Source organism: Streptomyces sp. JK94 (genome assembly GCF_053613315.1).
The window spans coordinates 74885-89176 of the sequence record NZ_JBSICH010000039.1; the positions used below are offsets into that span (position 1 = coordinate 74885).

A 14292-nucleotide genomic window follows, 5' to 3' on the forward strand; every position below is an offset into this window, starting at 1 on the left:
CGGTCACGGCGTCCACGGGGGTGGCGCCGTGAGCGTGCGCCTGCGGGGGCTCGCACGGCAGACCGAGCGGATCGGGACGGCGGGGCCCGCAGCTCGCCCGGAGGCCACGAGGTGCCGATCGCGGCGGCGGTCGACACGGCGCGCGAAGGCACCCGGGTGTACGGCCCGCACCCCGTGCGGCCGGCCGTGCTCACCGCGACGCGGACGGTGTTCGAGGTCACCGGCGAGAGCAGCCTGGAGGCGTTCGCGCGCGCCTTTCCCGAGGGCCGGACCGATGCGCGCCGTCCGCGGCCGGATGGCAGGCTGATCACCGGGACCCGCGCCGTGCGCGGGTCCCGGTGATCAGCCTGCCCCACGCGCGCACAGAAAGCCGGTGTCATGACCGACCAGCTCACCGTGACCGTCCTCGGCACCGGCATCATGGGCGCCGCGATGGCCCGCAACCTCGCCCGTGCCGGGCACACCGTCCGGGTCTGGAACCGCAGCCGGGACAAGGCCGAGCCACTGGCCGCCGACGGCGCGCACGTCGTCGGCAGCCCCGAGGAGGCGGTACGCGGTGCCGACGCCGTCCTCACCATGCTGTACGACGGTCCGGCCGCCCTCGACGTCATGCGGCAGGCCGCCCCGGGGCTGCGCGCCGGCACCGCGTGGGTGCAGTCGACCACCGCCGGCGTCGACGCGGTCGCCGACCTGGCCGCCTTCGCCCACGCACACGACCTCGTCTTCTTCGACGCCCCCGTGCTGGGCACCCGGCAGCCCGCCGAGGCGGGCCGCCTGCTGGTGCTGGCCGCCGGGCCGGCCGGCACACGGGACGCGGTGACACCCGTCCTGGACGCCGTCGGCTCCCGCACGGTGTGGACCGGCGAGGACGGCGCGGCCGGCAGCGCCACCCGGCTGAAACTGGTGGCCAACAGCTGGGTCCTCGCCGCCACCAACGCGGCCGGCGAGGCCCTCGCGCTCGCCAAGGCACTCGGCGTGGACCCGGACGGCTTCTTCGACGCGATCGCCGGCGGCCCGCTCGACATGGGCTACCTGCGGGCCAAGGCCGCCCTGATCCGCGACGGCGCCCTGACACCCGCCCAGTTCGCGGTCGCCACCGCCGCGAAGGACGCCCGGCTCGTCGTCGAGGCCGGCGAGGCGAACGGCGTCCGCCTGGACGTGGCCGCGGCCGGCGCGGAACGCCTGGCGCGCGCCGTGGCGCAGGGGCACGGCGACGAGGACATGGCGGCGGCGTACTTCGCCAGTTTCGACGAGAAGACGTCCGACTGAGCGCGCCCGGGGTACCGGGTCAGCGCGACCACCGAAGCGCCGGCACAGCCTCGGCGCACACCGAGACCGAAGGAGTCCGCATGTCCAAGCCGCCACTGCCGTCCGAGGCCGTCGACCTGCTGCGCCGCCCCAACCCGTGCGTCATGGCCACCCTCCGCTCGGACGGCGCGCCCGTCTCCACGCCCACCTGGTACCTGTGGGAGGACGACGGCCGGGTCCTGATCAACTTCGACGAGGGCCGGGTACGGCTCCGGCACGTGCGCCGCGACCCGCGCGTGACCCTCACCGTCCTCGCAGGCGACGACTGGTACACGCACGTCACCCTCATCGGCCGGGTCACGGACATCCGCGACGACGAGGGCCTCGCCGACATCGACCGCCTCTCCACGCACTACACGGGCAACCCCTACCCGGACCGCGCCCGGGCCCGGGTCAGCGCCCGCGTCGAGGTCGAGCGGTGGCACGGCTGGGGTGCGATGAAGGACAGCGGCCAGGCGTCCACCTGAGAGGCGGTCCGGCGGCGTCCGTCCCGGGCGGTGCGTGCGCGGGGGCGCGGGGGCGCGGGGCGGGGAGGGGGGGGGGGCCCCCCCCCCCTCCCCCCCCCCCCCCCCCCCCCCCCCCGCCGCCGGGCCGGAGCCGCTGCGCGCCGCCGTCGACGCCCTCCTCGCCGCCGCCGTCACCTACGGCGCCGACCAGCCGACCGCCCCGCCCCGTTCGCGCGGGCCCGCCGCCGGTCTCCCGCGCCGGGCGCCGGAACCCCGTGGCCCTGGACCGACGCGTGGTCGTGCCGGGACAGCAGCCACGGGGTCGCCAGCAGGAGCACCCCGGCGACCGCGATCGCCGTGCGCGGCCCGGTGAGGCCCGCCAGCACTCCCCACAGGGTGGTCAGGGCCGCGGTCGCCAGTCTGCCGCTGACCGTCCAGGCGGTCAGGGTGCGGGCGACCCGGTCCGACGGGGTCAGTTCGAGCCGGCGCGTGGCCAGCACCGGACCGAACACGCCCATGCAGGTGATCAGAGCGAACTCCACCGCCATCACCAGGACGAGCCCGGCGGTGCCGGGACCCACGAAGGCCAGCCCGACGGGCCAGCACACCCGCAGGGCCCCGCCGGTGACCAGTACCCGGTGCTCCCCGAAGCGCGCCACGAGCCGGCGGGCCAGGCGCGAGCCGATCAGCCCGCCGACGCACGGCACCGCGAAGGCGAGGCCGTACTGCCAGGGCGCGAAGCCCAGATCACCCAGCATGAGGACGGCGAGCAGCGGCGCGGTCGCCATGATCAGACCGTTGACCAGAAGCGCGTTGAGGAACAGCGGCCGCAGGCCCGGGGTGGCGAGGAGGTAGCGCCAGCCCTCCAGCAGGTCACCGGCCCGTAGCCGGGACACGCCGTCGGCGTGCCGGGGGCGCGGCTCCCCGCCGCCGATCGCACGGATTCCCAGTGCCGACAGCAGATGGCTGACCGCGTCGACCGCCACCGTCACCACCGGCCCGGCCATCTGGACCATGACCCCGCCGGCCGGCGGCCCGAGCATGGTCGCGGTCCAGGTCGTCGCCTCCAGCCGGCCGTTCGCGGCCAGCAGGTCCTCCCGCCGCACCAGAGCCTTGAGACAGGAACCCGCGGCGGCCCGGAACGTGATGTCCGCCGCGGCCACGACGACCGACACGACCAGCAGGTGCGTGAAGCCGAGCCGGCCGAACGCGTACGCGACGGGCACGCTCAGCAGCACCGCGCACCGGACCAGATCCGTCGCGATCATGACCGGCCGCTTGCGCCGGAACTCCACCCACGGCCCCAGCGGCACCGCCAGCACCGCGCCCACCGCGAGACCGGCCGCCGCCAGCGCCGCCACCTGCGTCGGCCCGGCGCCCAGCACCACGACCGCGATCAGCGGAAAGGCGTCGAACGCGAGCCGGGTGCCGAACGTGCTGACGGCGTACGAGGCCCACAGCCACGCGAACCGCCGCCCCAGCGACCTGCTTCCCGCCACACCCGACATCGACACGCGGACATCAAAGCGAGCGACAGCCCCGGCGATCAAACAACCCGCGGGAGACCGCGCACAACGGGCGGTTGTCCGCGGGCGACGCCTGGCCTCCCGGCCGGAACTCCACGCCGGGACGCGCCTGTCGGCCGCCCTCCCTGCGCCGGCACGCGCCTGCCTCCCGGCCGAAGCTCCCGGCCGGCACGCGCCTGCCGGCCGGCCTTCTTACGCCGGTACGCGCCCGCCCTCCCGCGCCAGCAGCGCCCGCAGCGCCGCCGTGACCTCGCCGGGCGCCTCCTCCGCCATGAAGTGGCCGCAGTCGACGGTGTCGTGCCGCAGGTCCGGCGCCCAGGCCCGCCACAACGCGGCGGCGTCGTAACCGAGGGCGGCGCCCCAGTCCTGCTGGAGGACGGTGACCGGCATGCCCAGCCGGTTGCCGCTGTCGCGGTCGGCCCGGTCGTGGGCGACGTCGATGCCGGCCGAGGCCCGGTAGTCGGCCACGATGGACGGCACCGCCTCGCGGGACGCCTTGAGGTAGGCGGCGCGGACCGCGTCGGGCAGGGCGTCCCGGTCCCGGGTCCAGACGTCGAGGAAGTGACCGAAGAACGCGTCCGGCGCGGCGCCGATGAGCTGCTCCGGCAGCCCGGGCGGCTGCGCCATCAGGTACAGGTGGAAGCCGACGGCCGCCGAGGTGCCGCGCAGGACGTCCCACATGTCCAGGGTCGGCAGCACGTCCAGCGCCGCCAGGTGCGTCACCGCGTCGGGGTGGTCCAGCCCGGCCCGCACCGCGACGAGCGCGCCCCGGTCGTGCCCGGCCAGCGCGAACCGCTCGTGCCCGAGCGCCCGGGCCAGGGCGACGACGTCGGCGGCCATGGTCCGCTTGGCGTAGGCGGTGCCGTCCAGGTCGGCGGGCTTGTCGCTGTCGCCGTAGCCGCGCAGGTCGGGGCAGATGACCGTGTGGTCGGCCGCGAGGCCGGCGGCGACGTGCCGCCACATCAGATGGGTCTGCGGGAAGCCGTGCAGCAGCACGACCGGGCTGCCGGAGCCGCCGACGGCCACCCGCAGGGCCACGCCGTCGGCGACCGTGACGCGATCGTGGGTGAAGTGGGGGATGCTCGGTGCCATGACTGGTCTGTGCCTCTCTGTTCCACGCCGTGTCCGTCGCACGGCGTGCCGGTGACGTCGTCGAGCCTGCCGGGCGCGAATCAGCAACGGATCAGCACGCGTACCGTGGTGCCCGGGCGAGCGGTGGCGGATCGGAGCGGACGAACCATGGAAGCGGTCACGTTCGGTGTGCTCGGACCGGTCACGGCCGAGCGCGCCGGCGACGTGCTCGCGCTCAGGGGCCCCCGCCACCGCGCCGTACTGGCCCGGCTGATCCTGGCCCGGCGGCGCATGGTGCCGCTCGACCGCGTGGTCGAGGACCTGTGGGACGAACCGCCGCCGAGGGCCGTCGGCGCCGTGCGCACCTTCGTCGGCGACCTGCGCCGCGCCCTGGAGCCCGACCGCCCGCCACGCGCCCCGGCCCGGCTGCTGGTCACCGAGGGGCCCGGGTACGCGCTGCGCGCGGCGCCGGACGCCGTGGACGCGTGGCGTTTCGAGGCGGCCGTCACGGAAGCGGACCGGATGCCCGCCGCCCGGGCCCCGGAACGGCTCCGGGCGGCGCTCGGGGAGTGGCGGGGCCCCGCCTACGCCGGGTTCGGCGACGCGCGGTGGGCCCGCGGCGAGCGCTCCCGGCTCACCGAACTGCGGCTGCGCGCGGTCGAACGCCGGGCGGAACTGCTCGTGGACCTGGGACGGGCCGCCGAGGCGGTCCCCGACCTGGACGCGCACCTGAGCGAGCACCCCCGGCGCGAGGAGGCCTGGCGACTGCTCGCCCTCGCCCTGTACCGCACCGGACGCCAGGCGGACGCCCTCGCCGTACTGCGCCGCGCCCGCGCCCTGCTCGCCGGACAACTGGGCGTCGACCCGGGCCCCCGGCTGCGCCGCCTGGAGGCCGGCATCCTCGCCCAGGACCCGGCCCTCGACCCGCCCGGCGAGCCGGCTCAGGCGGCGGCCCGCCTGTGGGCCCGCGCCACCGAGGCGTACGACCGCACGGTCGCCGCCGGCGCCCGCGCCCGCCTGGTGTCCACCGTCGGCCTGCTGCGCCACCTCGCGGTCACCGGCGGCGACGGTCTGGAGGCGGCCCGGGAGCACCGTACGACGGCGATCGCGGCGGCCGAGGAGACCGGCGACGCGGAACTGACGGCCCGGGTGATCGGCGCCTACGACGTGCCCGCCAACTGGACCCGCAGCGACGACCCCGAACTGGCCCGGCGGATCGTCGCGGCGGCCGAACGCACCCTCGCCGCCCTGCCGGACGGCACCGCCGCCGACGCGGCGCGCTGCCGGCTGCTCGCCACCATCGCCCTGGAGTCCCGGGGCGTCCGGTCCCCGCGCGGCCCCCGGGCGGCGGACGAGGCCGAGCGGATCGCCCGCCGCCTGGACGACCCCGCGCTGCTCGTGTTCGCCCTCGACGGCGCCTTCATGCAGTCCTGCACCACCGCCGGCCAGGCCTCGCGCCGAGACGCGATCGGCGCCGAAGTCGTCGCGCTGGCCGCCCGGCACGACCTGGTCGACCACGCGGTGCTCGGCCGCCTGATCCGGCTCCAGGCCCGCTCGGCCCTCGGCGACTTCGCCGGCGCCGACGAGCACGCCGGTGCCGCGGACCGCCTGGCCGAACGGCATGAACGGCCGCTCGTGGCCGTCTTCACCGCGTGGTACCGCGCCCTGCGCGCAGCCGCCACCGGCAGCCCGTACGACGACGCCGAGGCCGCCTACCGGTCCGCCGCCGCACGACTCGACGGCGCGGGCATGCCCGGTCTGGAGCACGGGCTGCTGCCCCTGGCCCTGCTCGGCCTGCGACTGGCCCACGGGCGGCCGGCGGACGTGGACCGGCGCGCGGGCTGGGGGCCGTACCGGCCCTGGGCCGAGCCCTTCGCCCTCCTGGACGAGGGCCGTGACGCCGAGGCCCGGACCGCCCTGAGGGCCCTCGCGCAACCACCTCCCGACCTGCTCTACGAGGCCCTGTGCTGCGCGGAGGCGGCGCTCGCCCTCCGGCTCGGCGACCGGGCGGCCCTGGAGCGGACGTACGAGCGGCTGCTGCCCGCGTCCGGTGAACTCGCGGGCGCCGGAAGCGGGTTGCTCACCTTCGGGCCGGTCGACCGGTGGCTCGCCGAGATCGGGCGGGCGCTCGGTACGTGACGCGCGCCGCGGGCTCCCGGCGGCCCCCGGTGCGGGCTCCCGTCCGCCTTCGGCACCCGTACCCCGCCGCGGCGAGGACGCCGTGGGGTGGGGGCGCGGCCGACGTACGCCGTACCGGTGGGCCGGCGCGTGCCCCGTGGGGCCGGTTCCGTACGCCGGCGCCCCGGGAGTACGGCCGCGTCTGCACGCGGACGCGCTCGGAAGCCCGGTCGCCGGCACCTGGCCGGAGGGGGTGGGGCCGGGGGCCGGGCGTGTCGCGGACGCCGGCCCGGCCGGTTGCCCCCGCAGGCTCCGGGTACCCGGGCGGGCATGAAGTGGCAACAGGTGCAGGAGGGCCCGTCCGCGGTGTACGTGGTGGTGCTCGGCCCCGGGGAGGACGCCGTCGCCGAACTCACCGCCTTCGCCCGTGAGCGGTCGCTCGGGGCGTCCCAGGTGACCGCCGTGGGCGCCTTCTCGGAGGCGGTCGTCGGCTGGTTCGACCGGCGGGCCGAGGACTACCGGCGCATTCCGGTGGCGGAGCAGTGCGAGGTGCTGTCGCTGCTCGGGGACATCGCCGTCGCCGACGACGGACCGACCCCGCACCTGCACGCCGTCCTGGGCCTGTCCGACGGCACCACCCGCGGCGGCCACCTGCTGTCCGGCCGGGTCTGGCCGACGCTGGAGGTCGTCGTACGGGACAGCCCGGCCGAACTGGTCAAGACCTACCGCCCCGACATCGGCCTGGCTCTGATCGACCCCGGTTGAGTCGAGCCGGCCGCCGCAGAGTGGTTTACCGGCCCGGGTGAGGGCTACGCGGCCCGCTGGGGACCCGCCCCGACACCCGGGTGACGCGCCACGGCACGACGTCCGGACGCGTCCGACCGCCACGGAGGAACGGCATGAAGGACCGAAGCCGCCCCCACGGGGCCACGGAGCCCGCCTCCCGCGCACGGTCCGGCGCGGTCGGCCGCCGCAACCCGCGCACCGGCACCGAGCCGGTCACGGCACAGAGCGCGCTGCGGCTCCGGCTGGTGCTGTCCGCCGTCTTCCTGCCCCTCTTCGTCGCCGGATCCGCGTTCTTCGCCGTGTGGGCCGCGGACACCGGCCCCGGCGACAGCCCCGGACGCGGCGGCCTGGTGCTCCTCGCCGTCGGGTGCGCGGTCCTGGCCCTGTCGGCGGCGGTGGACCTCCTGGTCGTGGCCCGCCGGCTGCGGCGCGAACGGGGCGCGCCCGCCGCGCACTGACCCGAGACCCGAGGAGGGGACGGAGGAGGGGACGGCGGAAGCGGCACGGCTCCCGCCGGCCGGAGAAGGCCTCGCTCGACCGCCTCCGCCTCCCACGGCCGGCGCCCCGGGATCCGCGACCGGCGGCCGTGAGACCGGCGACCGGCGCCCCGGGATCCGCGACCGGACCGGCGCCGGGCCGAGCGGGACGTACCCGTACCAGCCGCGCACCCTCTGGCGCGGCACCGGCCGGCCCCGGGACGCTAGGTGCGCAGCCGGGCTCCCTGCCGCAGCAGCTCGTGCTGGACCATCCGGTACGGCAGACCGCGCGGCCCGCGCCCGTGCCGGACGGTCAACGCCGCGCACACCCCGGCCGCCTGACCGGTCGCCATGGCGATGGGCATGACCCGGTACGACGAGTGCGCCACGTGCGTCCCGGAGATGCAGCGCCCCGCCACCAGCAGCCGCTCGGTGCCCTGCGGCACCAGGCAGCGCAGCGGGATGTCGTAGAAGCTGCCCTGCGGCACCCGTTTGAGGGTGGTGCCGGAGCCGCGCGGGTTGTGGATGTCGACCGGATAGGCGCCGTGCGCGACGGCGTCCGGGAACGTGCGGGCCGCCAGGATGTCGTGGCCGGTGAGCCGGTAGTCGCCGAGGACCCGCCGGCTCTCCCGCACCCCGATGTGCGTGCCGCTCTGCACCACGTACGACTCCTCGAACCCCGGCACGCGGGTGCGCAGGAAGTGGTCGATCCGGGAGAGCTGGCGGCGGGCCGTGTACTCGGCGCGGGTGAGGTCCCACACGCTGGTGCCGAGCACCCGGGTGACCCGGGTGCTGTTGACGGCGACCTCGCGCGGGTGCGGGGTCGCGAAGAACAGGATGTCCTCACGCGGCAGCCGGAGTTCACCGGCCGCCCTGGCCTCCTCGATCAGGTCCCACAGGCCGTGCACGCCCCGCCACTGGTCGGGGTGGTCGCGCACGTAGTCGGCGAAGTCCGGCCGCGCGAAGTCCGCGACGCGGAACATCAGGGTCATCGGCTGCACCAGCCCGTCCTCGGGCCGCCCGATCTCGTACGGCGCCCCGCAGGCGGTCGCCACGTCACCGTCGCCCGTGCCGTCCACGACGACCCCGGCGTCGATCACCACCGGCCCCGACTTCGTCTCGAACACCACCCGCCAGCCGGAGCCGTCGTCGAGCGGCAGCGCGCCGGAGGCGAAGGCGTGGAGCAGCATCCGCACCCCCGCCTCGTCCATCATCTCGAGCAGCGAGAGCTTGAAGAGTTCCGGGTCGAAGGGGACCGTGTACCCGGTCTTCGGCGAGGGCGGCAGGCAGCCGCCGCGTCCCGTGAGCCGGTCGAGCAGCTGCCACAGCACGCCCGCGACCACCGGTTCGCCCTCGCCGTGATCGGTGGGCAGCAGCCGTGCGGTGTCCCCGGCCTCGGTGAACGCGGCCTGCCTGTGCTCGTTGTGGAACGACATCAACGGCATCACCAGCGCCGCGGTCGCGTTGCCGCCGAGGAACCCGTACCGCTCGACCAGGACGACGTCGGCCCCGGCGTCGGCCGCGCCGACGGCGGCGGCGGACCCGGCCGGGCCGCCCCCGACCACCAGGACGTCGCACCTGCCCCCGTGCCGGGCGGGCCGCGGCGGCAGGGTGATCTCACGGGCCTCGCGAGGCTCTTCCAGGATCGGCATCGCTCTCCTCGGGGGTCAGGCGTGCGACGGGCGCGGCTCGGCGGCGTACGGCCCCGGCCCCGCCGCACGGGCCGCCCGTGGCCCGCCGCCGATCTCGTCGAGCAGGGAGCCGCAGCGCGCGCAGGTGTCCCGGGCCGCCGCGGACAGTTCCCGCATCCGGGACCGGAGGTCCTCCCGGCGCTGCGGGTGCTCGTCCCACATCCGGTCCACCTCCGCCAGCAGCAGCCCGGCCTGCTCCCGCGCCACGCCCACCAGCGCCGGGGCGCCGAGCCGGCGCGCGAAGTCGAAGACCTTGCCGGAGTACGGCAGCGGCAGCACCGGCACGCTGGCGAGCGCGGCGAAGATCACGAAGTGCAGTCGCATGCCGACGGCCACGTCCAGATGGCGCATGAAACCGAGGACCTGGCCCGGGCTGTAGGCGCCGTGCAGGATACGGCCCTTGTCCGGCGCCGTCATGTGGGACAGCACGGCGTGCGCGTGCCGTACGTCGTGCCGCTCCATCGGCAGGAACACCACGTGCGCGTCCAGCCGCCGTACGAGGAAGTCCGCGACGTCGGCGAGCAGCGCGTGGTAGTCGGCCTCGTCCAGCTTCTCGGCGGCCCGTCCCGGTTCGCGCACCGACATCCCCGCCAGCCGGGCGCCGCAGGGGATGCCCTCCTCGCGCATCATGGCCTCGGTGAAGGGCTCGGGGCCCAGCAGCAGGGCCGGGTCGGCGGTGACCGCCACCTCGCGTTCCAGGCCGACCTCCTCCAGCACCAGCCTGGACTCCTCGTCCCGCACCACGACGTCGTCCATGTCGGCCAGCACGGTACGCACCGCGTCCCGGTCCTCGGCCTCCGTCAGGGGCCCGGCGCCGACGGCGTAGGCGAAGGTGGGCACGCCCCGGGTCTGCGCGGCGCGCACCAGCCGCAGATAGCGCCGCGCCTCGCCGTCGTAGAGGATGCCGCCGCCGCCCAGCACCAGGAGGTCCAGGCCGGGCAGCACGTCGAGGACGTGGTTGCGGCTCACCCCCTCCCAGGGCACCAGCTCGTCGGCGTCGGGGTGGTGGGCGCGGGTGTGCTCCGCGTCCCGGCTCAGGACGACGAGGCGGGCGTCCGGCCGCTGGGCGCGCAGGCAGCTCAGGACGCAGGTCAGGATGGCCTCGTCGCCGATGTTGAAGCCACCGTACGAACCGAGGACGCCGATGCGCGGGCCCGGCCGGGCGGGGTGCGGACGCGGATGCGAGGGGGCACTGGTCATCCGGTGCTCCTGTCAGGTCGGAGTCGGCCGGCCCGTCGGCCTCGGTGCGCTGACCGCGCACGCTGCCGGGTTGCCCGCGCGGCCCCTCGGAAACACCCTCGCCCGGATGCTCGTCCCGTTCGTGCTGCTCGCCCTCGCGGTCACCACGGTCGCCGGTCCGCGGGCCGCGAGGAAGCGGGAGCAGGAGCGGGAGCGGAAGCAGGGGCCGGGACCCGGGCGCGGGTCACTGGATGGTCCAGCCCACACTGCCGACGCCCGAGCTGTGGATCGCGCAGACGCCCGAGGACTCGCCGTACTGCCCGGGCGCCAGTGTCACCCACTGGCCCGACACGTCCGGCGCCCAGCCGCAGACGATCTCGGCGCGGAAGGTGATGGTGCGGTCGGTGTGGTTGCTGCACCCGGCGATGCCGTGGTCGGGGTTGTTGTTGTGCACCCAGCCGTCGCAGTTCACGCCGGCCGCCGCCGCGGACGGGGCGCCCTGCGCCGGTACGGCGGCACCGGCCACCGTGAGCGCCAGGGCCGAGACGGTGGCGGCCAGTCCGGCCGCGACGACGTTCTTCCTGCGGTTCATACGTACCCCCGTGAGGTCGCGCGTTGTCGGCTTGCGTGACCAGTCAACGAGACGGGGGCTTGCGCGTGAACCTCGGACATGTGAGGGTCCGGCGTCGCCGGCCCGCCGTCCGGCGGGCCGCGGGTCAGCAGGCCGCCCGGGAGGGCCTGCCGCGGGAGACGACGCGGGTGCCGTGGCCGTCGACGACGCGGGCCTGCAGCGAACCGCAGGCGCACCGGGTCCACAGCGTGCCGCCCGCCGCGGTGGGGTGGGCGGACACCACCTGGAAGGGGTCGGCTCCGTCGGGCCACCCGCAGTGCGGGCAGGCGGCGTCGGTCGTGCTCGGCATGGCGACTCCTCGTGCGTCGGTGGGGGGCGCGTGGCCCGGGCGTCGGAAGGCCGGTGCGGAGTGCTGATCGGCCGTCGCGCCACTGACAGCGTGCGGCCGCGAGTCCGTTCACGTCCAGGTTGACTTCATGGACCGGACCGTGAAGCTTGGACTTCATGATTGACCTGCGCAGGCTGCACGTCCTCAGGGCCGTCGCCCACTACGGCACGGTGACCGCGGCGGCCCGCGCGCTGCACTTCACCCCGTCCGCCGCCTCCCAGCAGATCCGGCAGCTCGCCCGCGACCTGGGCGTCGACCTGCTGGAACCACAGGGCCGCGGGGTCCGGCTCACCGCGGCCGCGGAAAGCCTGCTCGCGCACGCCGACGCCATCCAGGCCCGCTGGGACGAGGCGGAACTCGACCTGCGGGCGGGGGAGGGGGCGCCCGCCGGGCTGTTGCGGGTGACGGGGTTCCCGGTGGCGGTCTCCGTGCTGCTGGCTCCGATGGCCGCGCGGCTGCGCGAGCGGCATCCGCGCCTGTCGGTCCGGATCCGGGAGGTGGAGGTGGCGGAGGGCTTCGACCTGCTCTTCGAGGGGGAAAGCGATCTGGCGGTGGTGCAGGTGACCCCGTCGAACCCGCCGTCGGCCGACGCGCGCTTCGACCAGTGCCCGCTCCTGGACGACCCGTACGACCTGGTCGTCCCCGAGGGGCACCCGCTGACCGGACGGGGCGGCATCGACCTCGTCGACGCGGCGCACGAGCCGTGGATCGCCCCCGTGCCGGACAGTCCCTGCCGGCCGCACGTGATGGCGGCGTGCGGTGCGGCCGGGTTCACCCCCGACGTGGTCCACTACGCGCGGGACTGGGACGCCACCGCTCACCTGGTCGCCCACGGGCTCGGCGTCGCGCTCATACCCCGGCTGGCGCGGCCGGCCCCGCAGCTGCCCATCGTCCGGGTGCCCTGCGCCGGCCGGCCGCACCGCAAGCTGCTGACCTGCACCCGCCGGGGCGGTCACCGGCGTCCGGGGGTCGCGGTCGCACTGGAGGAACTGCGCGCCCTGGCGGCGACGGCGGTGGCCTGAACACGTCGTACCCGAGGCCCGTCGTAGCCGGGGCACGTCGTCCCGGGAGGGGGGTGCGTCGATACGCGTCGCCCCGGGAGAGGGCGCACCGGGGCGACGCGTCGCCGTCGGCCCATGCCGCAGCGGCACCCGCACCACGGGACCGCGGCCCGGCGGAGCCGCGGTCCCGTGGTTGCGGGTGCCGGCGCAGGTCAGGCGGCCACGGCCTCGTCGGCGTGGCCGTGCAGCCGGGCGACGACCTCGGTCAGCTGGGCGGCGACCTCGGCGTCGTCGGCCGGGTGGATCTCGGCGAAGCGGGTCACCGAACCGGGGATCGAGAGCTTGATGTCCTCGATCACCTTGCCGCCGGCGATGCCCACGGCCTTGCGGGTGTCGTCCTGCGCCCACACGCCGCCGTACTGGCCGAAGGCGGTGCCGACGACGGCGGCGGGCTTGCCGGCGAGGGCGCCCGCGCCGAAGGGACGGGACAGCCAGTCGATGGCGTTCTTCAGGACGGCCGGGATGGTGCCGTTGTACTCGGGCGAGAAGTACAGGAAGGCGTCGGCGGACCGGGCGGCCTCGCGCAGCTTCGCGGCGGCGGCCGGGACACCGCCCTCGACGTCGATGTCCTCGTTGTAGAAGGGGATGTCGGCCAGTCCCTCGAAGAGCTGAACCTCGGCGCCCTCCGGCGCGAACCTGGCGGCCGCCTCGGCGAGCTGGCGGTTGTGCGAACCGGCGCGAAGGCTGCCGACGAGCGCAAGGATGCGGACAGACATGAGTACTCCCACTGGTGGCGCAGACGCTGCGGGACAGACGCTGCTGGAACACTGCCGTTTACGATCCGGACCGGGGTCCGCTTAATTTCTAACACCTCAAACGGACCGCGGTCCAGTTTTCTTCCCGATGCTCTACGCTGGCGTCATGCCCACCGCCCCGCCGTCCTTCCCGGAGCCCGAGAAGACCACCGGCCCGCCCGAACTGCTGCAGCTCGGCACGCGGGCCGCGGAGGACGAGCCCTGCCTGCGCGCCGACGCCGCGCGCAACCGGGCCCGGCTGCTGGAGGCCGCCGCCCGGCTGGTGGCCGAACACGGCGCGGCGGGCGTCACGATGGAAGCGGTGGCCGCGGCGGCCTCGGTGGGCAAGGGCACGGTCTTCCGCCGCTTCGGCGACCGCACCGGTCTGCTCATGGCACTGCTGGACCACTCCGAGAAGAAGTTCCAGGCCGCGCTCCTCGGCGGCCCGCCGCCCCTGGGGCCCGGCGCGCCTCCCGTCGAGCGGCTGTGCGCCTTCGGCCTGGCGTCCCTGCGCCGCTGCGTCGACGAGCTGGAACTCCAACTGGCCGCCGAGCCCAGTGCCGAACGCCGCTACACCCCCGCCCCGCGCCGCTTCCTGCGCGGCCACGTGGCCCTGCTGCTGCGGCAGGCGGTCCCGGACGCGGACAGCGAGCTGCTCTCGCACACCCTGCTGGCGTACCTCGATCCCGCCCTGGTCCACCACCTCACCGAACAGTGCGGGGTGCCCCCGGTACGTCTGGAGGCGGGCTGGCTGGACCTGGTCTCCCGGGTGACCCGCACCGAGCACCCGGCCGAGCCGTCGGTCTGAGCCCTTCCGGCCCCCCGGCCCCCGGACCCCGGCCCTCTCTGGACGGATCGCCTTGCTGGCGAAGGGAGTTGAGCACCTGGTGGAGGATTCCCCGCCCGGTCCGGACAGTGCCGCCCCGCCCGCGGCCCC

General features: G+C 76.1%; 15 protein-coding genes. 8 read left to right on the forward strand and 7 right to left on the reverse strand.

The genetic code is table 11. The features are described from left to right. Positions 1–111 precede the first annotated feature (111 nt). The 3 genes from ACVV2G_RS28715 (at position 112) to ACVV2G_RS28725 (ending at position 1775) form a co-directional block, all read left to right on the forward strand. Positions 112–342 (forward strand): TIGR02452 family protein, encoded by a 231-nt coding sequence (locus tag ACVV2G_RS28715; RefSeq protein ID WP_453845683.1) that lies wholly within the window; start codon positions 112–114, stop codon positions 340–342. Positions 343–378: 36 nt separating this feature from the next. Next, on the forward strand, positions 379–1269 hold the full coding sequence (locus ACVV2G_RS28720; protein WP_453845684.1) for an NAD(P)-dependent oxidoreductase: 891 nt from the start codon (positions 379–381) through the stop codon (positions 1267–1269). 80 nt (positions 1270–1349) lie between these two features. After that, the gene (locus ACVV2G_RS28725) at positions 1350–1775 is read left to right on the forward strand and encodes a PPOX class F420-dependent oxidoreductase (RefSeq protein ID WP_453845685.1); all 426 of its coding nucleotides are present in this window, start codon (positions 1350–1352) and stop codon (positions 1773–1775) included. Between the two features lie 170 nt (positions 1776–1945). Here ACVV2G_RS28725 and ACVV2G_RS28730 read toward each other — a convergent pair whose 3' ends face one another. Next, complete coding sequence (locus ACVV2G_RS28730) at positions 1946–3253, reverse strand: MFS transporter (protein WP_453845686.1); 1308 nt, start codon at positions 3251–3253, stop codon at positions 1946–1948. A gap of 219 nt (positions 3254–3472) precedes the next feature. Then, positions 3473–4372 carry an alpha/beta fold hydrolase gene (locus tag ACVV2G_RS28735; RefSeq protein WP_453845687.1) on the reverse strand — a complete coding sequence of 300 codons (900 nt, stop codon included), beginning with the start codon at positions 4370–4372 and terminating at the stop codon, positions 3473–3475. Between the two features lie 147 nt (positions 4373–4519). Between ACVV2G_RS28735 and ACVV2G_RS28740 the strand changes: the two genes are divergently transcribed. The 3 genes from ACVV2G_RS28740 (at position 4520) to ACVV2G_RS28750 (ending at position 7713) form a co-directional block, all read left to right on the forward strand. After that, complete coding sequence (locus ACVV2G_RS28740; RefSeq protein WP_453845688.1) at positions 4520–6490, forward strand: AfsR/SARP family transcriptional regulator; 1971 nt, start codon at positions 4520–4522, stop codon at positions 6488–6490. Positions 6491–6799: 309 nt separating this feature from the next. Continuing rightward, positions 6800–7234 (forward strand): PPC domain-containing DNA-binding protein, encoded by a 435-nt coding sequence (locus ACVV2G_RS28745; RefSeq protein ID WP_453845689.1) that lies wholly within the window; start codon positions 6800–6802, stop codon positions 7232–7234. Between the two features lie 134 nt (positions 7235–7368). After that, positions 7369–7713, forward strand: a complete 345-nt coding sequence (locus ACVV2G_RS28750; RefSeq protein ID WP_453845690.1) for a DUF6343 family protein — start codon at positions 7369–7371, stop codon at positions 7711–7713. 242 nt (positions 7714–7955) lie between these two features. Here ACVV2G_RS28750 and ACVV2G_RS28755 read toward each other — a convergent pair whose 3' ends face one another. The 4 genes from ACVV2G_RS28755 to ACVV2G_RS28770 all read right to left on the reverse strand — a co-directional run bounded on the left by ACVV2G_RS28755 (position 7956) and on the right by ACVV2G_RS28770 (position 11521). Further along, the gene (locus ACVV2G_RS28755; RefSeq protein WP_453845691.1) at positions 7956–9383 is read right to left on the reverse strand and encodes an FAD-dependent oxidoreductase; all 1428 of its coding nucleotides are present in this window, start codon (positions 9381–9383) and stop codon (positions 7956–7958) included. Between the two features lie 15 nt (positions 9384–9398). Then, positions 9399–10622, reverse strand: coding sequence for a polysaccharide pyruvyl transferase family protein (locus ACVV2G_RS28760; RefSeq protein ID WP_453845692.1), 1224 nt, complete (start codon positions 10620–10622; stop codon positions 9399–9401). Positions 10623–10845: 223 nt separating this feature from the next. Continuing rightward, positions 10846–11193, reverse strand: a complete 348-nt coding sequence (locus tag ACVV2G_RS28765) for a hypothetical protein (protein WP_453845693.1) — start codon at positions 11191–11193, stop codon at positions 10846–10848. A 124-nt stretch (positions 11194–11317) separates the two neighbouring features. Next, positions 11318–11521, reverse strand: a complete 204-nt coding sequence (locus ACVV2G_RS28770; RefSeq protein WP_453845694.1) for a hypothetical protein — start codon at positions 11519–11521, stop codon at positions 11318–11320. A 155-nt stretch (positions 11522–11676) separates the two neighbouring features. Between ACVV2G_RS28770 and ACVV2G_RS28775 the strand changes: the two genes are divergently transcribed. Further along, positions 11677–12582 carry a LysR family transcriptional regulator gene (locus ACVV2G_RS28775; protein ID WP_453845711.1) on the forward strand — a complete coding sequence of 302 codons (906 nt, stop codon included), beginning with the start codon at positions 11677–11679 and terminating at the stop codon, positions 12580–12582. Between the two features lie 191 nt (positions 12583–12773). On the opposite strand, the gene ACVV2G_RS28780 is transcribed toward ACVV2G_RS28775, so the two are convergent. Continuing rightward, on the reverse strand, positions 12774–13337 hold the full coding sequence (locus tag ACVV2G_RS28780; RefSeq protein ID WP_453845695.1) for an NAD(P)H-dependent oxidoreductase: 564 nt from the start codon (positions 13335–13337) through the stop codon (positions 12774–12776). Positions 13338–13482: 145 nt separating this feature from the next. Here ACVV2G_RS28780 and ACVV2G_RS28785 point away from each other — a divergent pair, with 145 nt between their 5' ends. Beyond that, a complete protein-coding gene (locus tag ACVV2G_RS28785) occupies positions 13483–14163 on the forward strand; it encodes a TetR/AcrR family transcriptional regulator (RefSeq protein ID WP_453845696.1) in 681 nt (226 codons plus the stop codon). The last annotated feature ends 129 nt before the right edge of the window (positions 14164–14292 follow it).